Annotated in this window: 28 protein-coding genes; 27 read left to right on the plus strand and 1 reads right to left on the minus strand. The window is 40.6% G+C overall.

Annotated features, from left to right (window positions below; all coding sequences use genetic code 11):
- Window positions 1–9: 9 nt before the first annotated feature.
- The 21 genes from rplP (at window position 10) to rplQ (ending at window position 9,736) form a co-directional block, all read left to right on the plus strand.
- Window positions 10–432, plus strand: a complete 423-nt coding sequence (rplP, locus tag ABJF57_RS14830) for a 50S ribosomal protein L16 (RefSeq protein WP_462232068.1) — start codon at window positions 10–12, stop codon at window positions 430–432.
- Window positions 432–644 carry a 50S ribosomal protein L29 gene (gene rpmC, locus ABJF57_RS14835; protein ID WP_462232070.1) on the plus strand — a complete coding sequence of 71 codons (213 nt, stop codon included), beginning with the start codon at window positions 432–434 and terminating at the stop codon, window positions 642–644. Before rplP ends, rpmC begins: the two co-directional genes overlap by 1 nt.
- Window positions 645–653: 9 nt before the next feature.
- Window positions 654–908, plus strand: coding sequence for a 30S ribosomal protein S17 (gene rpsQ / locus ABJF57_RS14840; protein WP_462232072.1), 255 nt, complete (start codon window positions 654–656; stop codon window positions 906–908).
- A complete protein-coding gene (gene rplN, locus ABJF57_RS14845) occupies window positions 908–1,276 on the plus strand; it encodes a 50S ribosomal protein L14 (RefSeq protein WP_348280433.1) in 369 nt (122 codons plus the stop codon). The genes rpsQ and rplN overlap by 1 nt, the downstream gene beginning before the upstream one ends.
- A 2-nt stretch (window positions 1,277–1,278) precedes the next feature.
- Window positions 1,279–1,611: a 50S ribosomal protein L24 gene (rplX, locus tag ABJF57_RS14850; RefSeq protein WP_462232075.1), complete on the plus strand. Its 333-nt coding sequence runs from the start codon at window positions 1,279–1,281 to the stop codon at window positions 1,609–1,611.
- On the plus strand, window positions 1,604–2,158 hold the full coding sequence (rplE, locus tag ABJF57_RS14855; RefSeq protein WP_462232077.1) for a 50S ribosomal protein L5: 555 nt from the start codon (window positions 1,604–1,606) through the stop codon (window positions 2,156–2,158). The genes rplX and rplE overlap by 8 nt, the downstream gene beginning before the upstream one ends.
- A gap of 6 nt (window positions 2,159–2,164) precedes the next feature.
- Window positions 2,165–2,434 (plus strand): 30S ribosomal protein S14, encoded by a 270-nt coding sequence (gene rpsN, locus ABJF57_RS14860; RefSeq protein WP_462232079.1) that lies wholly within the window; start codon window positions 2,165–2,167, stop codon window positions 2,432–2,434.
- An 82-nt stretch (window positions 2,435–2,516) separates the two neighbouring features.
- Window positions 2,517–2,915, plus strand: coding sequence for a 30S ribosomal protein S8 (gene rpsH, locus ABJF57_RS14865; RefSeq protein ID WP_462232081.1), 399 nt, complete (start codon window positions 2,517–2,519; stop codon window positions 2,913–2,915).
- A gap of 10 nt (window positions 2,916–2,925) precedes the next feature.
- A complete protein-coding gene (gene rplF / locus ABJF57_RS14870) occupies window positions 2,926–3,477 on the plus strand; it encodes a 50S ribosomal protein L6 (protein WP_462232083.1) in 552 nt (183 codons plus the stop codon).
- 6 nt (window positions 3,478–3,483) lie between these two features.
- Window positions 3,484–3,831 (plus strand): 50S ribosomal protein L18, encoded by a 348-nt coding sequence (gene rplR, locus ABJF57_RS14875; RefSeq protein ID WP_462232085.1) that lies wholly within the window; start codon window positions 3,484–3,486, stop codon window positions 3,829–3,831.
- A 10-nt stretch (window positions 3,832–3,841) separates the two neighbouring features.
- A complete protein-coding gene (gene rpsE, locus ABJF57_RS14880; RefSeq protein WP_348280440.1) occupies window positions 3,842–4,360 on the plus strand; it encodes a 30S ribosomal protein S5 in 519 nt (172 codons plus the stop codon).
- A 4-nt stretch (window positions 4,361–4,364) separates the two neighbouring features.
- Complete coding sequence (gene rpmD / locus ABJF57_RS14885; protein WP_436518063.1) at window positions 4,365–4,544, plus strand: 50S ribosomal protein L30; 180 nt, start codon at window positions 4,365–4,367, stop codon at window positions 4,542–4,544.
- Between the two features lie 2 nt (window positions 4,545–4,546).
- On the plus strand, window positions 4,547–4,996 hold the full coding sequence (rplO, locus tag ABJF57_RS14890; protein WP_462232088.1) for a 50S ribosomal protein L15: 450 nt from the start codon (window positions 4,547–4,549) through the stop codon (window positions 4,994–4,996).
- Window positions 4,996–6,303: a preprotein translocase subunit SecY gene (gene secY / locus ABJF57_RS14895; RefSeq protein WP_462232090.1), complete on the plus strand. Its 1,308-nt coding sequence runs from the start codon at window positions 4,996–4,998 to the stop codon at window positions 6,301–6,303. The genes rplO and secY overlap by 1 nt, the downstream gene beginning before the upstream one ends.
- Window positions 6,303–6,521: a translation initiation factor IF-1 gene (gene infA / locus ABJF57_RS14900; protein WP_089356818.1), complete on the plus strand. Its 219-nt coding sequence runs from the start codon at window positions 6,303–6,305 to the stop codon at window positions 6,519–6,521. Before secY ends, infA begins: the two co-directional genes overlap by 1 nt.
- Before the next feature lie 29 nt (window positions 6,522–6,550).
- Window positions 6,551–6,667 carry a type B 50S ribosomal protein L36 gene (ykgO, locus tag ABJF57_RS14905; protein ID WP_348280443.1) on the plus strand — a complete coding sequence of 39 codons (117 nt, stop codon included), beginning with the start codon at window positions 6,551–6,553 and terminating at the stop codon, window positions 6,665–6,667.
- A gap of 2 nt (window positions 6,668–6,669) precedes the next feature.
- Complete coding sequence (gene rpsM, locus ABJF57_RS14910) at window positions 6,670–7,047, plus strand: 30S ribosomal protein S13 (protein ID WP_462232093.1); 378 nt, start codon at window positions 6,670–6,672, stop codon at window positions 7,045–7,047.
- Between the two features lie 7 nt (window positions 7,048–7,054).
- Window positions 7,055–7,447: a 30S ribosomal protein S11 gene (gene rpsK, locus ABJF57_RS14915; RefSeq protein ID WP_348280445.1), complete on the plus strand. Its 393-nt coding sequence runs from the start codon at window positions 7,055–7,057 to the stop codon at window positions 7,445–7,447.
- A gap of 23 nt (window positions 7,448–7,470) precedes the next feature.
- Window positions 7,471–8,073 (plus strand): 30S ribosomal protein S4, encoded by a 603-nt coding sequence (gene rpsD, locus ABJF57_RS14920; RefSeq protein ID WP_462232096.1) that lies wholly within the window; start codon window positions 7,471–7,473, stop codon window positions 8,071–8,073.
- 20 nt (window positions 8,074–8,093) lie between these two features.
- The gene (locus ABJF57_RS14925; protein ID WP_462232098.1) at window positions 8,094–9,083 is read left to right on the plus strand and encodes a DNA-directed RNA polymerase subunit alpha; all 990 of its coding nucleotides are present in this window, start codon (window positions 8,094–8,096) and stop codon (window positions 9,081–9,083) included.
- Complete coding sequence (rplQ, locus tag ABJF57_RS14930; RefSeq protein WP_462232100.1) at window positions 9,083–9,736, plus strand: 50S ribosomal protein L17; 654 nt, start codon at window positions 9,083–9,085, stop codon at window positions 9,734–9,736. The genes ABJF57_RS14925 and rplQ overlap by 1 nt, the downstream gene beginning before the upstream one ends.
- A gap of 179 nt (window positions 9,737–9,915) precedes the next feature.
- On the opposite strand, the gene ABJF57_RS14935 is transcribed toward rplQ, so the two are convergent.
- Window positions 9,916–13,413 (minus strand): PKD domain-containing protein, encoded by a 3,498-nt coding sequence (locus ABJF57_RS14935; protein WP_462232102.1) that lies wholly within the window; start codon window positions 13,411–13,413, stop codon window positions 9,916–9,918.
- A 14-nt stretch (window positions 13,414–13,427) separates the two neighbouring features.
- Here ABJF57_RS14935 and ABJF57_RS14940 point away from each other — a divergent pair, with 14 nt between their 5' ends.
- The 6 genes from ABJF57_RS14940 (at window position 13,428) to ABJF57_RS14965 (ending at window position 19,076) form a co-directional block, all read left to right on the plus strand.
- Window positions 13,428–13,928: a DUF6438 domain-containing protein gene (locus tag ABJF57_RS14940; RefSeq protein ID WP_462232104.1), complete on the plus strand. Its 501-nt coding sequence runs from the start codon at window positions 13,428–13,430 to the stop codon at window positions 13,926–13,928.
- 70 nt (window positions 13,929–13,998) lie between these two features.
- The gene (gene carA, locus ABJF57_RS14945) at window positions 13,999–15,102 is read left to right on the plus strand and encodes a glutamine-hydrolyzing carbamoyl-phosphate synthase small subunit (protein ID WP_462232106.1); all 1,104 of its coding nucleotides are present in this window, start codon (window positions 13,999–14,001) and stop codon (window positions 15,100–15,102) included.
- Window positions 15,102–16,379, plus strand: coding sequence for a phosphopyruvate hydratase (eno, locus tag ABJF57_RS14950; protein ID WP_462232108.1), 1,278 nt, complete (start codon window positions 15,102–15,104; stop codon window positions 16,377–16,379). The genes carA and eno overlap by 1 nt, the downstream gene beginning before the upstream one ends.
- 164 nt (window positions 16,380–16,543) lie before the next feature.
- Window positions 16,544–17,236, plus strand: coding sequence for a LiaF transmembrane domain-containing protein (locus ABJF57_RS14955; RefSeq protein WP_462232110.1), 693 nt, complete (start codon window positions 16,544–16,546; stop codon window positions 17,234–17,236).
- A gap of 48 nt (window positions 17,237–17,284) precedes the next feature.
- A complete protein-coding gene (locus tag ABJF57_RS14960) occupies window positions 17,285–18,337 on the plus strand; it encodes a sensor histidine kinase (protein ID WP_462232112.1) in 1,053 nt (350 codons plus the stop codon).
- A complete protein-coding gene (locus tag ABJF57_RS14965) occupies window positions 18,324–19,076 on the plus strand; it encodes a LytR/AlgR family response regulator transcription factor (RefSeq protein WP_462232114.1) in 753 nt (250 codons plus the stop codon). The genes ABJF57_RS14960 and ABJF57_RS14965 overlap by 14 nt, the downstream gene beginning before the upstream one ends.
- Window positions 19,077–19,125: the final 49 nt, after the last annotated feature.

Genomic DNA, 19,125 nt, shown 5'->3' on the forward strand with positions numbered 1-19,125 from the left:
TTGTAAAGCATGTTACAGCCAAAACGAACGAAATTTAGAAAAATGCAAAAAGGCCGAGTGAAGGGTCTTGCTCAACGTGGGCATAGACTGGCATTCGGAACTTTTGGAATCAAGGCAATGGAGCCGGGGTGGATCACAGGTCGTCAAATAGAAGCCGCAAGGATTGCAATGACGAGAGCGATGAAGAGAGAGGGACAAGTATGGATCCGAATCTTTCCAGACAAGCCTGTGACTAAGAAGCCTGCAGAAGTAAGGATGGGTAAAGGTAAAGGAGCGCCAGAATACTGGGTAGCACCTGTAAAGCCAGGGACTGTTCTTTTCGAAGCTGCGGGAGTAGATATCGAGTTGGCAAAAGAAGCTTTAAGATTGGCTGCACAGAAGTTGCCAATTTCTACAAAATTCACATTAGCAAAAGATTATAAGCCAGAGTAATGAAAAATTCTGAATTAAGAGGATTGAGTCTGGACGAGCTGAAAAACAAGCTTGCAGTAGAAAAGGAGAGCTATAGCAAATTGAAATTTGCACATAGCATTACTCCAATCGAAAACCCAATGAAGATTCGCGAGAATAGAAAGTTGGTGGCAAGAATTCAGACAGAAATTAAGGTCAAAGAATTAAATCAAGTTGCTGAAGCAAGCAAATAATTTTCAGTGATGGAAAGAAATCTAAGAAAAGAAAGAATCGGACAAGTGGTGAGCAATAAAATGCAGAAAAGCATCACTGTGGCTGTTGAGAGAAAAGTAAAACACCCGATCTACGGAAAGTTCGTGAGGAAGACCACCAAGCTCACTGCTCATGATGAGAAAGACGATTGCAACATCGGTGATACCGTGAAAGTAATGGAAACTCGTCCAATGAGTAAGAGCAAGAGATGGAGGTTAGTAGAAATTATTGAAAGAGCAAAATAATGGTACAACAGGAGTCAAGATTATCGGTTGCGGACAACAGTGGCGCTAAAGAAGTGCTAGTAATCCGTGTGCTTGGAGGCACCAAGAAGCGATATGCTTCTGTAGGTGACAAAATTATTGTGACTGTAAAGCATGCACTTTCATCAAGTAGTTTAAAGAAAGGAACTGTCTCCAGAGCTGTAGTAGTACGAACGAAGAAAGAAGTTCGTAGAAAAGACGGTAGCTATATTCGATTTGAGGATAACGCCGCTGTACTTCTTACAGCAAATGATGAGCCTAGAGGAACAAGGATTTTTGGCCCTGTTGCTAGAGAGCTAAGAGAGAAGCAGTTCATGAAAATTGTATCATTAGCACCAGAAGTACTTTAACAATGAGCAACGTAAAATTTCACGTAAAAAAAGGAGATACCGTAAAGATCATTGCCGGAAACGACAAAGGTAAGACAGGTAAAGTGCTGGAAGTAAACACCGCGAAATACCGCGCGATTGTTGAAGGTGCAAACATGATCACAAAGCATGTGAAGCCTTCTGCTGAAAATCCTGAAGGAGGAATTCAGCAAACTGAAGCAGCTATTCACCTTAGCAACCTCAAGGTTGTTGATCCTTCATCAGGAGATGCTACCCGAGTAGGAAGAAAGAAAAACGCAGACGATAAGCTGCAGAGATATTCAAAAAAATCAGGAGAATTTATCACGAATGGCTAGTCCTAGATTAAAAGAAAAATACAGTAAAGAGATTGTTCCTCATTTGAAGGACAAATTCCAGTATAGCTCTGTGATGCAGGTGCCTAAGCTGACGAAAATCGCAATCAATAAAGGTATTGGTGCTGCTGTTTCCGACAAGAAACTGGTAGATACCGGAGTAGAGGAGTTGACTCAGATCACTGGCCAGAAGGCGGTGCCTACAATAGCAAAGAAGTCTGTATCCAACTTTAAGTTGAGAGAAGGAATGCCTATTGGCGCAAAAGTGACTCTTCGAGGAGACAAGATGTACGAATTTCTTGACCGATTGATGACAGTAGCACTTCCTCGAGTAAGAGACTTTAAAGGAATTAGAGAAAAAGGATTTGACGGAAGAGGTAATTATACACTTGGTGTACAAGAGCAGATTATCTTCCCTGAAATCAGCATCGATAAAGTAAACAAAATCACAGGTATGGACATCACGTTTGTGACAAGCGCACAAACTGACGAGGAGAGTCTTGAATTATTGAGATCTTTTGGAATGCCGTTTACTTCAAAGAAGAACTAAGAAATTATGGCTAGAGAAGCAGTAAAAGCGAGAGAAAGAAAAAGAGAAAAACTTGTAGCAAGATATGCCGAGAAAAGAGCCGCTTTGAAAGAAGCAGGTGACTATGAGGCTCTTGATAAACTACCAAGAAACTCTTCGAAAGTAAGATTGCATAACAGATGTAAGCTTACAGGTAGACCTAAAGGCTACATGAGAAGGTTTGGTATCTCTAGGGTGACATTCAGAGAAATGGCATCTGATGGAAAAATACCAGGAGTAACAAAAGCAAGTTGGTAGATTTTCAATCTTCCTTTCGTTTAAAAATATAAAGTATTATTTTTGCACCCCCTTTTTCGAGGGGGATAAGTGTGTTTAAGAAATGGTAACAGACCCGATAGCAGATTATTTAACAAGGATTCGTAACGCAATAGGTGCGAACCATCGTGTAGTAGAGGTGCCTGCTTCTAATTTAAAGAAGGAGATCACTAAAGTATTGCACAGTAAGGGCTTCATCAGAAACTACAAGTTTGAGGATGACGAAAAGCAAGGTATTATCAAAATTGCTTTGAAATACAATCCGCAAACAAAGCAGTCAGCAATTACTAGTTTGGAGAGAATAAGTACTCCTGGACTAAGAAAGTATGCTGGAGCGGAAACCCTACCAAGAGTACTTAACGGTCTTGGTATCGCGATTCTATCCACCTCAAAGGGAGTGATCTCTGACAAAGAGGCGAGGAGAGAGAATATAGGTGGAGAAGTTTTATGTTACGTGTATTAATTGATTTGAGATGTCAAGGATAGGAAAAGCACCAATAAATGTACCTGAAGGAGTAACCATTACAGTTGACAACAATGTTGTGAATGTGAAAGGACCCAAAGGTGAGCTGACTCAGCAAGTAGATCCGGATATCACTTGTAAAGTGGAAGATGGAGTATTGACGGTAGAACGTCCTACAGAACAGAAAAGACACAAATCTCTTCATGGACTTTACCGCTCATTGGTAAACAACATGGTAGAAGGTGTGAGCAATGGATATAAGAAGGAGATGGAGCTTGTTGGAGTAGGTTATAAAGCTGCAGTACAAAACAACGTTTTGGAGCTTAATCTCGGATACTCTCACAGTATATATTTCGCTGTTCCTGAAGAGATCAAAGTTTCAGCGGAAACAGAAAAAGGAAAAAATCCAAAAGTGACTGTAGAAGGTGTTGACAAACAACTTGTTGGTCAGATATCTGCTAAGATTAAGGAACTGAGAAAAGTAGAGCCTTACAAAGGCAAAGGTATTCGCTTTGTGGGTGAACAAGTTAGAAGAAAAGCTGGTAAAACTGCTGCTAAATAATAAACCATGGCAATCACTAAAACAGCAAGAAGAAAAAGACTTAGACTGGGTATCAGAAGAAAAATTTCTGGTACGTCTGATAGACCTAGAGTTTCTGTATTCAAGAGCAACAAAGGCATATACGCCCAGTTGATTGATGATGTAAGCGGAAAGACACTGGCTTCAGCCTCTACCAAAGAGCTTGGAAAAGCAAGCTTGAATGTAGAAATAGCAAAAGAAGTAGGAAAGAAATTGGCTGAAAACGCTAAGAGTGCAGGTATAGAAACTGTGATATTTGACAGAGGCGGATACCCATACCATGGTCGTGTCAAGTCTTTGGCTGAAGGAGCACGTGAAGGAGGATTAAAATTCTAAGAAGAAAATTATGTCACAGAGCAATATAAGATCTATTAAAGCAAGTGAAATCGACCTTCAGGAGCGAGTAGTTGCGATCAAAAGAGTAGCGAAGGTGGTGAAGGGTGGACGTAGATTCAGCTTTTCAGCAATCGTAGTAGTAGGAGATGGAAACGGTGTAGTAGGATACGGACTAGGAAAAGCAAACGAAGTTACCGATGCGATCACTAAAGGAATTGATGATGCTAAGAAGAACTTGGTGAAAGTGCCAGTATTCAAAGGAACAGTTCCGCACGAAGCGTTAGGTAAATTTGGCGGAGGACTTGTTCTTCTTAAGCCAGCTGCTCCGGGTACTGGAGTTATTGCCGGTGGTGCAATGCGTGCAGTGTTGGAGAGTGCTGGAGTACATGATGTACTCGCAAAATCAAAAGGTTCTTCCAACCCACACAACGTGGTAAAGGCGACTTTTGATGCCCTAAATAAAATGAGAGACCCATTTGCTGTTGCTCAGCAGAGAGGCGTGTCTTTAGATAAAGTTTTCAATGGCTAAGACAATGGGAAAAGTATTAATCACACAGAAGAGAAGTACGATCAAGCGTCCTGAGAACCAGAAAAGAACAATTGTTGCTCTGGGCCTTGGGAAAATTAACAGATCCGTTGAAAAAGAATTAACTCCTTCTATTAGCGGGATGATCAAAACGGTTAATCACTTAGTAGAAGTTAAAGAGCTGTAAACATGAGACTGGAATCACTAAAGCCTGCAGAAGGCTCAACAAAGAATAGAAAGAGAATCGGTAGAGGACAAGGCTCTGGACGAGGTGGTACATCCACAAAAGGTCACAAAGGAGCTCAGTCACGTGCTGGATACTCAAGGAAGACAGGTTTCGAAGGCGGGCAAATGCCTTTGCAGAGAAGGATTCCGAAGTTTGGTTTCAAGAACAATAACAAAATTGTATCAAAAGCAATCAACCTTGATGACCTTCAAAAACTGAGCGAAACAAAGAAGTTGAAGGAAGTAACGCCTGAAATTCTGAAAGAAAATGGTCTTGCTCAAAAGAAAGACGTAGTGAAAGTATTGGGTAGAGGCGAATTGAAAGTAGCACTTAAAGTTACAGCACATAAATTCTCAAAAACAGCTCAAGAAGCGATTGAGAAAGCTGGTGGATCTATTACCATAGTAGAATAATGAAGAAATTCATAGATACCATACGAAACATTTTTTCCATCGAGGAACTAAGAACCCGAATCCTAAACACAATAGGATTCTTGGTTATTTTCAGAATAGGTTCGTTCGTGGTACTCCCAGGAGTTGATCCTAGCAATCTTGGAGGAGATGCATCAGGTATTTTTGGATTGTTGGATACATTCTTAGGTGGAGCATTTAGTAATGCATCTGTATTCGCATTAGGTATTATGCCTTATATCTCTGCATCCATCGTGTTGCAGTTGATGACAGTGGCAGTACCTTATTTCCAAAAGCTTCAAAAAGAAGGAGATAGCGGTAGAAAGAAAATTAATCAGCTGACAAGAGTATTAACCATTGCCATTTGTATGGCACAAGGGTTTAGCTACGTTTCTGCAGCTATTCCAGCAGAAGCGATCATTAGCAATACATTCTTTTTCAAGTTTACATCAGTAATCATCCTTACATCAGGTACGATCTTCTGTATGTGGCTTGGTGAGAAAATTACTGATAAAGGAATTGGTAACGGAATTTCGATGCTGATCATGATTGGTATCATTTCAAGATTCCCTGGAAGTATTGCTGCTGAAGCAATCACGAGAGGAATGAGTGAAATGCTGCTGTTTATTTTGGAATTAGTAGCGTTATTCTTCGTAGTACTGGTTACCGTAGCTTTAGTACAGGCCGTTCGAAGGGTACCTGTGCAGTATGCAAAACAAGTTGTAGGGAATAAAGTATATGGAGGTCAGAGACAATACATTCCTTTGAAAGTAAATGCTTCTGGAGTAATGCCGATCATCTTTGCTCAATCCATCATGTTCTTGCCGGCAATGCTCGCAGGGCTTTGGAGAGAGGAAAGTGATTTTGCCAACTACATTGGCACCACATTCTCAGATTTCACTTCATGGCAGTATAACCTTACGTTCGCGATTATGATTATCGTGTTCACGTTTTTCTATACAGCTATTACGATCAATCCGAATCAGATTGCCGACGATATGAAAAGAAATGGTGGTTTCGTTCCAGGTGTTAAACCAGGTAAGCAAACCGCGGATTATTTAGATAATATTTTATCAAGAATCACTTTGCCAGGTGCGATCTTCCTAGCGATTATCGCAATCCTTCCAGCTTTCGCAATGATAGCAGGAGTCAATCAAGGCTTTGCTCAGTTTTATGGAGGAACGTCACTATTGATTATGGTAGGTGTGATTTTAGATACCCTTCAGCAGATTGAGAGCTACCTGCTCATGAGGCACTATGAAGGAATGATGAAAACAGGTAGAGTAAAAGGAAGAACTCAAGCAGCATAATGGCAAAACAAGCATCCATAGAGCAAGACGGAACTATCGTGGAAGCATTGTCAAATGCAATGTTTAGAGTCGAACTTGAAAATGGTCACGAAGTGATAGCGCATATTTCAGGAAAGATGAGAATGCACTACATCAAGATTTTACCAGGAGATAAGGTGAAATTGGAGATGTCTCCGTATGACCTGACCAAAGGAAGAATAGTTTATCGCTATAAATAACAGCTAAGGCTGATAAAGTAGAAAAGAAAATGAAAGTAAGAGCATCCGTAAAAAAAAGAAGCGCTGATTGCAAAGTGATCAGAAGAAAAGGGAAGCTTTATGTGATTAATAAAAAGAATCCAAAGTTTAAACAAAGACAAGGATAATTATGGCAAGAGTTGCAGGAGTAGATATTCCCGATAACAAGCGAGGCGAAATTGCCTTGACTTACATCTTTGGTATTGGAAAGACATCAGCGCAAAGCATTTTAGCTGAAGCAGGTGTGGACCCAAACAAAAAAGTTCAAGATTGGACAGATGATGAGGGTGGTAAAATAAGAACCGCCATTCGAGAGAAGTACAAAGTAGAAGGTGTACTAAAGGGGGAAATCCAAATGAGTATCAAGCGCCTATTGGATATCGGATGTTACAGAGGTCTTCGTCATAGAAAAGGATTGCCTGTAAGAGGTCAGCATACGAAAAATAATGCGCGAACTCGAAAAGGAAAGAGAAAAACGGTTGCTAATAAGAAGAAAGCTGTTAAGTAATAGATAGATGGCACAAAAGAGAAAAGATAAAGCTAAAAAGAGAGTTGTTGCAGTTGATGCAGTTGGGCAAGCCCACATCAAAGCATCATTCAACAACATTATCATATCGATGACCAACGGAACAGGTCAGGTTATCAGCTGGGCATCAGCAGGTAAAATGGGATTCCGAGGATCAAAGAAGAATACGCCATATGCAGCACAAGTGGCCGCTCAGGAGTGTGCGCAAAAAGCATATGATCTTGGATTGAGAAAGGTTGAGGTTTTCGTTAAAGGACCTGGATCTGGTAGAGAATCTGCGATTAGAACCATTCAAAATATTGGTATTGAAGTTACAATGATCAAAGATGTGACTCCACTGCCTCACAATGGTTGCAGACCTCCAAAAAGAAGAAGAGTTTAAGATATTATAAACAGTAATAGATAATGGCAAGATATACCGGGCCTAAGACTAAAATTTCGAGACGATTCGGAGAGCCTATTTTCGGAGCAAGTAAAGCTTTGCAGAAAAAGGCATATCCTCCTGGACAGCACGGACGTGGCAGAAGAAAAAAGCAGTCTGAATACGCAATACAGCTGGCTGAAAAACAAAAAGCGAAATACACTTATGGTGTATTGGAGCGTCAGTTTGCTAACGTTTTTGATAAGGCTTCAAGAAAAAGTGGTATTACTGGAGAAATTCTTCTTCAGTTATTAGAAGCAAGATTGGATAACACTGTTTTCCGTTTGGGAATTGCTCCAACAAGAAGAGCAGCCAGACAGCTTGTTTCTCATAAGCATGTTACTGTAAACGGAGAGATCGTAAATGTTCCTTCGTATACGTTAAAAAATAATGACATCATTGGTGTAAGAGAGAAGTCAAAATCTCTTGAAGCTATCACTGATAGTCTTGCGTCAAATGCACGAAGCTACTCTTGGTTGGAGTGGGATTCTTCCAGCATGGCTGGTAAGTTTCTTAATTCTCCAAGCAGAGAAGAAATCCCTGAGAATATCAAGGAGCAGTTGATTGTAGAATTGTACTCTAAGTAAACACTCAAAATATAAGATATATGTCGATCCTAGCATTTCAAATGCCGGAAAAAGTGGTAATGGATAAAGCAGATGACTTCCATGGCCTCTTTACGTTCAAACCACTGGAAAAAGGATACGGTGTTACTGTAGGTAATGCGTTGAGAAGGATTCTTCTTTCTTCGTTGGAGGGTTATGCGATTACTGGAGTTAAAATCCCAGGTGTATTGCATGAATTCTCTACAGTCGAAGGAGTTGTAGAAGATGTGAGTGAAATGATCCTTAATCTTAAGATGGTAAGGTTCAAAAAAATTGAAGATGTAGCTGATAGCAGCATCACCGTAAGCGTTTCAAACATGAAGAAGCTTACAGCAGGTGACCTGGCAAAAGCAACTACGTCTTTCGAAATCCTTAACCCTGATCACGTGATTTGTCACCTTGACGAGTCAGCTAAGTTCGAAATAGAGCTTACCGTTGAAAAAGGAAGAGGATATGTAGGCGCAGATGACAATAAGCCTGCAGAACAAAACTTTGGCTTCATTGCTATTGACTCAATCTTTACACCAATTAAGAATGTAAAGTATAGCGTTGAAAATACACGTGTGGAGCAGAAGACGGATTATGAGCAGTTGACGTTAGATATCCAAACTGACGGATCAATTCACCCTGAAAATGCGCTCAAGGGAGCTGCTAACATTTTGATTCAACACTTCATGTTGTTCTCTGATCAGAATATGATTCTAGAGACACAGGAAGCTGGTGAGCCAGAGCAGGTGGATGAAGAGCTACTGCACATGAGAAAGATGCTTAAGACAAATCTTAATGATCTTGATCTGTCGGTTAGAGCATACAACTGTTTGAAAGCTGCCGATGTAAGAACGCTTGGCGATCTTGTATCTCTTGAGATTTCTGATATGATGAAATTCAGAAACTTTGGTAAGAAATCGTTGGCTGAACTTGAGCAATTAGTTTCTGACAAAGGTCTTACTTTCGGTATGGACCTTGGAAAATACAAATTGGAGGAAGAATAATGAGACACGGAAAGAAATTTAATCACCTTGGTAGAAAGACCGCACATAGAAGTGCGATGCTTTCAAACATGGCTTCTTCTCTTATCATACATAAGAGAATTAACACGACTGTAGCTAAGGCGAAAGCGCTGAAGAAATACATTGAGCCACTTCTTACCAAGTCGAAGACCGACGATACAAACTCCAGAAGAGTGGTATTCTCGTACCTTCAGGATAAGGAGTCAGTAACTGAGTTATTTAATACTGTAGCGGAGAAGATTGCCAGCAGACCAGGCGGATACACAAGAATCATTAAAACCGGAGCGAGACTTGGTGATAATGCGGAGATGTGCATGATGGAGCTAGTAGACTTCAATGAGCTATTACTAGGAGATGACGCTGCTGGAAAAGCGAAGACTAGAAGATCAAGAAGAGGTGGATCTAGCAAAGCGAAGACTGAAGCTCCGAAAGCTGAAGCAACGGAAGAGGCAGTAGTAGTTGCTGAAGAAGCAGTAGAGGAAGTAAAGGCTGAAGAAGTAGTAGTTGAAGAAGTTGTAGAGGAAGTTGCGGAAGAGACTCCTCAAGTAGAGGAAGTTGAAGCAAAGGCAGAAGAGGCGTCTGAAGAGACTGAGGAGCCAAAAGAAGAGGATAACGAAGAAGAGAAAAAGGACTAGATTCCTAATTAAGAATATTGAAAAAAAGCCAGCTTTTAAGTTGGCTTTTTTTATGAACTATTTATAAAATGTTAGCTACGGATTCAGCCTCTGTAAGTCCGGTGGATTGAGTGAGCAGGTGCTCAGGTAATAGAAAGGCTAACCAATTTGGTTAGCCTTTCTATTTTGTGATTCGTTATTTATTGCTTTTCTACGACGATTCTTCTGACGGCTGATTCACCTTTTGAATCAAGCTTTAGGAGATAAATTCCGTCACTAAGTTCGGATACATCAATTTTTGTTTCATTCGAATCTATTTCTCCTTTTATAACTACATTTCCCGTAAGATTAAGAATACGGTAGTTACCTGTAGTAACAATGCCTGATTTAAGTGTGACATAATCTTCCGCAGGATTTGGATAAATGGATAAAGAGCTTTCCAAAACACTGTTTACAATTAAACTTCTTGTTTCTACCTGACAGGATCCAATAGTCACTAAAACGGTAAATTCACCACCATCTCCAACAGTAACGGTAATTGATGTGCCGGTTTCCCCATCGATGATTTCTCCGTTTCTAAGCCATTGATGCGAATCTCCGTCTGTTACCGTAAGTGTGTAAGTCCCATCGTTGTTGAACGTTTGAGAAATAATTGGTTCATGCAGTGCAGATGTAGTTATTACATCTACTTTTTCTTCAGCAGTAATCCCATTTTCAGGACTTGTCACGGTTAGAGTAACAGTACTGGTACCATCTCCAGAGTATGTAACCACATGAGGCCCTAGACCGGTGGCTGTTGCTGGGCTTGCATTTGCACCAAAGTCCCATTCTATCTGTGAAATGGAACCTGTCGATGTATTGGTGAAAGTAACTTGTTGACCTTCACAGCCGCTCATATTTGCTACCGTAAAATTAGGTACTGCAGGTCCGGCAATTGGTCCTTCCAATTTAAAATCATCTATCGCAATACCTACATCAGTGCTGGCTCTGTCAGATAACCAGTGAAATCTAAACGCGATCTCACCTTCACCACCAAATTCAGAAATATTTGTTTTCTTAGTTTCAAATTGACCATTGGTAGTGCCAGTAAATAGAGGAATGGCCGGCCAACCCTCGTCTGGGTTATTTTCTGCTAATCTGTCGTACCAGTCACTTCTAATTTGAGTATCCAATTGCTTCCATGTTACTCCCAAATCATCTGTATATTCAATGATGAATCCATCCCATCCATCTTCCGTTGCATAATTAGCTGAGAAACTTAACTCATAGTTTCCTAAACTAGAGAAATCAAACAAAGGTGTAAATAAGAAAGCTTCGGATTGATCGACATATTCAGCATTGCTCAATCCCGTTACCCATGCGAAATCACCTGAAGTAGTTCCGTTTTTTCCTGTAATGTTCGAATTGCCTCTTTCAAACCCTGTTCCAGCAATATTGCCAGCAATGAAGTCTCCATTATCTGACTCAAAGTTCCCACCATCAGCTAGTGCATAACTTGAACCTTCCTTAGAAATTACTGATATAAAGCTCGTTTTAATTTCAACATCAGAACCCCCGGTGTAGTTAATAGTCAGCGATACGTCATAGAGACCACCCGTGCTATACATATGGATTGGATTCATATCTGTCGACGTATTACCATCTCCAAAATCCCATAAATAAGATGTAGCTCCGCTTGAGATATATTCAAAACGAACTTCGTCGCCTGGGAAATAGAGTGGGGTAGAATTTGCCACTATAAAGTCTGCAGAAGGGGATTCTTTAGCAATTTCGAAATTATCAATCAATACGCCATCAGAAGCATAGCCCTCATCAAGAAAGTCTGATTCTACATGAAAGACGATCCTGAAAGCAACTGATTCATTGCCAGCAAATTCGGATATATTGTATTGCACAGCAACAGAATTGACACTGTCGAGGATCCATCCTGGCTCATTTTCGAAGACATTGGTGGAAAAAGTTCCCCCACCATCATTCTGGAAGTTGTACCATTGATTTCCCTTTGAATCATTTTTCTGACCAAGAACAGTCCAAGTCTCCCCTCTATCAGTCGTCACTTCTACATTCGCACCAACTGGCCCAGATTCAAATGAAGCCCCTTCTCTTTCACCTAGCTCCATTCCAAGTTCAAATTTCAAAAGATAATTTCCCTCCGTGTCAAGCATGTTGAAGAAAGGACTTACCAAAGCGCACTTATATGCAAATTCGCTATCCTCAATGTCATTTGATAAACGAGTCTTCCAAACATTTGCTGGGGAGCTACTTGTAGTTAGCGCATTTTGAGGTTGACCAAGTTCCCATAAATCCAAGCCTCCCTCTAAAGAAATGGAGAAGAAACCAGCAGCGCCGCTTTCAAAATCACCATCTGAAAGCGTGAATGGAGTAGCAACAGATTGGATGTCTTCAACAAAAACAGAATAATATTTATTGGCTGTCATGGGAGACCTTACTTGTCTTCCTAAACCATCCGATATCCCCTCGAAATAGTATTTAACTTCTCCAGCAGAGCCTGGGTTTGGAATACTCCCACTAAACAGATTTGATGTAGTCTCTGTCATTGCAGATTCATTTGAAGTTTGAAAGTCATCCGTTGAGTAGACAACTTTCAGATTGTTTGTTACAATATTGGTGTCTGTTCGAAGCACTACCTCTAGGGCTATATCGTCGGTCAGGTTATCGATGACTCTCTTATTAATGGAATGATCCAGAACGCTAATAAACCATCCCATGTCCGCGAAGATGTCTAATGAGACACCCGGGTCGAAAATAGATTCGCCGAACCCAACTTGAGGAGACATTAAGGAATTGGGATTTCCTGCCGGAAAGGTTGCTTCATCAAGATGCGAAAAAGAAGAACCACCATCGTATGTTGATGGAGCAAACATCTTAGGTCTGCTACCTAGTTTTTGAACAGCACGAATTCCATCAAAAAATAAGTTACCACCGGTAATTGCATCCCCGACTTGAGTGCTATTATTTTGCAGGTCGAATAGTCTTGTTCCATCTCCTAACTCTACAAATTCGTTATACCTTGCTGATTTTAGACTGAAATAGTCCCAGGTCCCTCTTCCTGTTTGATCGTCAACCCCTTCAACCCCAGCAAAGCCAAGTCCATGACCCAATTCGTGAAGTACTATTGTTACAAAATCGAACTGGCTCGCTGGTGTATTGCCGTCGGTACCAAAGTAAAAGCCAAACGAACTGCTAAACGAACAGTTGATTTCCGGCTCCCCTGGTAAATTAAGCTGCTCACCTGCAATTTTTTCTGCCAACGCTATTGGGTAAAATGTGGTGTCAGAAGGAGCGTTTTTAAAGTCTCTTACTAAAAAAGAAGCTCCGGCGGATCCAAGTACCCCAGCACCTAAATTTGTAAAATTTGCATTGATAACGATATCCACATCTGACGATATGAGACTAGCCCAAATATCTACTGCAAATTGAAAAGCTTCTTGAGCCTCCGCGGTGAATCCATTATAGTTGACCTGAAAATTGGATTTAAATTCTGAATTAACTCTTGCACTTTTTGACTCCCTTAAGTAATTGAGTTTTTCCTGTAACGGTACTCGGGTGTCATATGAATGGGGATCGATAGGGCAGATAATTACCGGAGCTTTTCGGAATTCTTGAGCAGAAACGCTACTTACCGATGAGCCGATTAAAATGATCATTGATAGAGAAAGTAGTAACTTGAACTTCATATTTATTGAATCTGATGAGAAGTTTAATACAAATAATTTTAGTGATCTGCGCTCTAACTTCATGTAAGTCTCAGAAAAGCAGCCAAGAATCATCTTTTAAAGATAGTCTCGAAAAATACAATAGTCTAAAAGACAGGAGCCATTTTAGTTTAAAAGCAGGTTCATGCATGGGTACATGCCCGGTATTCGAATTCTTTTTTGTGAGCGATTCCCTTGTTCTTTTAACTGCGAAGGAGAATATTCTTTCAACAGGCAACTTTTATTACCAGCTTAATGAAAAGGAAGCGAAGGATTTGACTGATTTATTGCTACTTGATTGGGACAAATATGAATCTGAGTATACAACAACCATGAAAGACCTGCCATCCATGGACTTTAAAATCAAATCGAAAGACGGAATAAAAAGAATACGCGTTGCTGGCACCGACCCTGAAATTCTATTCTCGATAAAAGAGGAAATAATCAAAAAAATAGACGCATATGAATGGGAGAAAATGGAAATTTCGAAAAAATAGATTTTTATAAAGGCCACTCTCAGTTGTGGCTTTTTTATTGCCCAATCCATAGCTATTTTTGCTCCCCAGTATGAAATACCCTACGCGTAAGAAAGCCACACTTCTACTTCAAGACGGCACCACATTTACTGGACACTCCATTGGCAAGCAAGGCACCTCGGGAGGTGAGATTTGCTTTAACACAGGAATGACAGGATATCAGGAAATTTACACCGACCCGTCCTATTATGGACAGATCATTGTGAACACCACTTCTCATATCGGAAATTACGGAGCTGTGGATGCAGAGGTCGAAAGTGATCAACCAACCATTAAAGGATTGGTGGTAAATGATTTTTCAGAAATCTATAGCCGCACAAAAGCGAGCGAAAGCCTTCAGGATTTTTTGGAAAGAAATAACACCGTTGGAATAGCAGGTGTTGATACACGTAAAATTGTACGCCACATCCGAACAAAAGGTGCAATGAACGCCATCATTTCTTCTGAGTTAGAAGGAGATGCTTTACAAGCAGAGCTTGATAAGATTCCAAGCATGGAAGCTTTAGAGTTGTCTACTGTGGTTACTACGAAAGAACCTTATGAATTGGGAGCAGAAAATAAAGGTTTTAAAGTAGCAGTGCTTGACCTGGGAATTAAAAAATCCATCCTAAAGAATTTGGTGAATAGGGATTGCCACTGTAAAGTTTTTCCAGCTCAGACATCTTTTGAAGAAATGGAAAAATGGGCTCCTGACGGATACTTCATATCCAATGGCCCAGGTGATCCTGCGGTTATGGATTATGCATCGGATACAGTAAAAGAGATACTTGCTAAAAGTAAACCTACTTTTGGAATTTGCATGGGAAGCCAGATTCTGGCGAAGGCTGTTGGTATCCCCACATATAAGATGCATCATGGCCATAGAGGACTCAATCACCCCGTTAAGAATTTGAACACAGGATATAGCGAAATTACTTCTCAAAATCACGGTTTTGCTGTGGATATGGATGCCTTGAAAAGCTCCAAGGAAGCTGAGTTAACACATATTGACCTGAACCACAATACAGTCGAAGGTCTGAAACTAAATGGTAAGCCAGCATTTGCTGTGCAATATCATCCCGAGTCTTCCCCAGGGCCAAATGATTCAACATACCTATTTGACGATTTTATCAAACTAATAAAAGAGCATAAATAATGAGCGTAATTGAAAGCGTTTTTGCCCGCCAGATCATGGATTCCAGAGGCAATCCAACCGTGGAGGTAGAAGTTATCACAGAATCCGGTTACATCGGAAGAGCTGCAGTTCCTTCAGGTGCATCTACCGGTGAACACGAGGCTGTTGAGCTAAGAGATGGTGATAAAACTAGATACATGGGTAAGGGCGTGCAGAATGCTGTAGATAACGTTAACAATATCATAGCACCGGAAGTTGAAGGACTTTTGGTTGTGGAACAAGCCTACATTGATCAATTGATGATCGATCTGGATGGTACGCCAAATAAGTCAAAGCTTGGGGCTAATGCCATCTTAGGTGTTTCCCTGGCTGTTGCAAAAGCTGGAGCGGACGCTTGTCAGCTTCCGCTATACAGATACATCGGAGGTGTCAATGCAAAAGTATTGCCGGTTCCAATGATGAATATCATCAATGGAGGATCCCACTCTGATGCACCGATCGCATTTCAGGAATTTATGATACGCCCAGTTGGAGCTCCAACATTTACTGAAGCTTTGAGGATGGGTGGCGAAATCTTCCATAATCTAAAAGCAATCATTCATGAAAAGGGCTTGAGTACTGCGGTAGGTGATGAAGGAGGCTTTGCACCAAACTTTGAAGGCGGTACCGAAGAAGCTTTGGAAAGCATTCTGGCGGCCATCAAGAAGGCGGGGTATAAAGCAGGAAAAGATGTCACCATAGCTTTGGATTGCGCATCTTCAGAGTTCTTTGAAAAAGGCGTTTATAACTATAGCAAGTTTGAAGGTGAGAATGGAGCTAAGCGATCGAGTAAAGAACAAGCTGAATATCTAGCCAAACTTGTCAATGACTACCCGATTGATAGTATTGAAGATGGATGTGATGAGAATGATTGGGAAGGATGGAAAATGCTGACTGAAAAGGTCGGGGATAAGTGCCAGCTGGTAGGCGATGATCTATTGGTTACCAATGTGAAATTCCTTAAAAAAGGGATCAAAGAAAAAGCAGCAAATTCAATCTTGATTAAAGTAAATCAAATTGGTACGCTTACTGAGACACTTGATGCCATCGAGATGGCGCACAAAGCTGGCTGGACGGCAGTGGTTTCGCATCGATCTGGAGAGACCGAGGATGCTACGATTGCAGACATAGCTGTAGCGACCAACGCAGGACAGATTAAGACGGGATCAATGAGCAGATCAGATAGAATGGCGAAGTACAACCAGTTGCTTCGCATTGAGGAAGAACTTGGCGATGTAGCCATTTACCCTAGTAATTAATTTAGCCTCTGACAGATAGAAATTTATAGGCCTCTTATGAGGCCTTTTTTATTTCGCTTGAATGGAATCACGTCTTACCGGTACCAAACCGCAGCTTACCGATTTACTATGGAAGCTCTCACTTGATATATGCAGCTTTGGGTATCATTTTAAACTCAAAGGTTATGACACGACACGAAAATTCTAACTCAAAAGTATGGCTAGGGGTTCTTCTGGTATTACTTGGAAGCTATTTCTTGCTACGAAATCTGCACATGATTCCTTCATTTTTACCTTACTGGCTATTTCAGTGGGAAATGATCTTCATCCTCATAGGTGGTACCATGCTAGTGACAGGAAGAAGAGAAGGGCTGGTATTTTTTGGTATAGGAGCGTTCTTTATTTTGCCTGATATTCTTGATATTCCCCGCTTTCGCATGCGTGACTGGTGGCCGCTGATATTGATTGCGTTGGGATTGTCCATTTTTATCAGAAGACGGAATTATAGCAACAGTGAACCCGACGTATCCAGTGATGAATACTTTGAAAGTACTTCCATTTTTGGAGGATCTGATAAAACGATCACCTCGCAGAACCTAAAGGCTGCACGAATCAACTCCATATTTGGAGGCTCAGAGCTAAACTTGATGGGCGCTAAGCTGGGACAAAAAGAGGTGGTTGTAGATTGCTTATGTCTCTTCGGTGGAAACGAAATCACCATACCTAATGATTGGACAGTGGTGAACGAAATGATTGTCCTTTTCGGAGCATATTCAGATAAGAGAGTAACCACATCAGGAACAACTCGGGATCCGGAAAAAGTTATACGACTAAAAGGGATGGTGCTGTTTGGCGGATCTGAAGTAAAAGGTGGATAGACCTGGCAATCGTTTTATAACTTTAGCGATAATTTCACCTAATCAACAATGAAGCACCCAATTCTAAGCGGTTCTGGCTACAAACTCTACACAATGATTTGGTTTGTAGTCATGACTGCTCATGGATCGGTGCTTTATTTTTATTACGATTTTTCCATGGCTATTGCAGTAGGTGATAGCCTTATTTACAATTTGATTTTTGGGGTTATCACACCCGGTCTTTGGTTTATAGTCACATTTGGTAGCTTAAATAAAGATGAACTTTCCCTGATAGGGACACACACCGGAGCTGCATTTCTTACCATCGTTGTTTGGCTCTCGCTATCAAGCTACAGTCTCAAGTTAATCTTTGCTGCAGAATCAGCATATCTCCAGTTTTTGACAGATTCTAAAATCTGGAGGATGATTATTGGAATTCTGTTTTATAGCATAAGCGTCTTGATATTCTATTTGATTAAATATTATCAGGATATGCAGAAACGCTTGAATCGCGAATTGGAGCTTCAAAACTTGCTGAAGGATTCGGAGTTAAGAATGCTGAAGTCACAAATCAACCCTCATTTCATTTTCAATAGTTTGAATTCGGTGAGCGCTCTGACTATTTCTAAGCCTGAAAATGCGCGTGAGATGGTCATTAAGTTGAGTGATTTTCTTCGATATTCTTTAGGAAAAGAAAACAGTGAGTTGAATTCACTCGAGCAAGAAATTAACAATGCTACGCTTTACTTAGATATTGAAAAAGTCAGGTTTGGAGATAAACTCAGGTTTGAGAAAGAACTAGCAGCAGAATGCGCTAACGTCAATGTTCCGAATTTGATTTTGCAGCCGCTCTTCGAAAATGCGATCAAATATGGTGTTTATGATAGTATCGAGCCTATCACCCTTCGGCTAACGTGTGAGCGAAGGGATGGAATGCTTCAGCTCCAAATAACCAACAGTTTTGACCCAACTTCAATTACTAAAAAAGGAGAAGGGATAGGATTAGAAAATGTAAGAAAGAGGTTGGCTTTGGTATATGGGAGATACGATTTACTTGAGGTTGAGCAGGGAGAAAAGGATTTTGCAGTGACAATAAAAATACCAGTGGATGAAGCTAATTAAAACACTGATCGTCGACGATGAGCATCTCGCACGCGAGATTATCAGGGGATATTTGCATGAAGATGAAGAGATAGAGGTTGTTGGTGAATGCAGCAATGGTTTTGAGGGGTTCAAGCAAATCTCTGAGCTAAAGCCAGACCTTGTGTTTCTGGATGTGATGATGCCTAAGCTCACAGGTTTTGAAATGCTGGAACTTTTAGAAAATCCACCGGTAATAATTTTCAGTACAGCTTATGATGAATATGCAATCAAAGCCTTCGAACAGAATGCCGTAGACTATCTTCTGAAACCTTACCCCAAAGCGCGTTTTGAAGAAGCTTTGAATAAAGCGAAAGCTAAATTGTCTTCGAAAACATCAAACCAGGAGTCACTGGCTAATGTGCTGAGGCAGCACGTTGAAAAAGTAGAGACTTTGTCTCGAGTAGCAGTAAGAACCGGAGCGAAGATTGATATAGTATCTGTAGATGAAATAAAATATCTAGAAGCACAAGATGACTATGTGAAGCTGTACACAGAAAAGGGCAATTTTTTGAAGCAGCAAACCATGAAATATTATGAAAATCATTTACCAGAAAATGACTTTTTGAGAATCCATCGTTCCTACATAGTAAGACTCAAGGAAATCAATCGAGTTGAACTCATGGGGAAGGATTCGCATGTGGTATTGCTTCATGATGAGATACAATTGTCTGTTAGCCGATCTGGCTACTCTCGGTTGAAAGAAGTACTTGGTTTCTAGCGCTTTTCATATCTTAAAGATTATAACTATAAAAATAGTTGTATAATTA

It is taken from the genome of Ekhidna sp. (assembly GCF_039940915.1).
Classification (GTDB): Bacteria; Bacteroidota; Bacteroidia; order Cytophagales; family Cyclobacteriaceae; genus Ekhidna.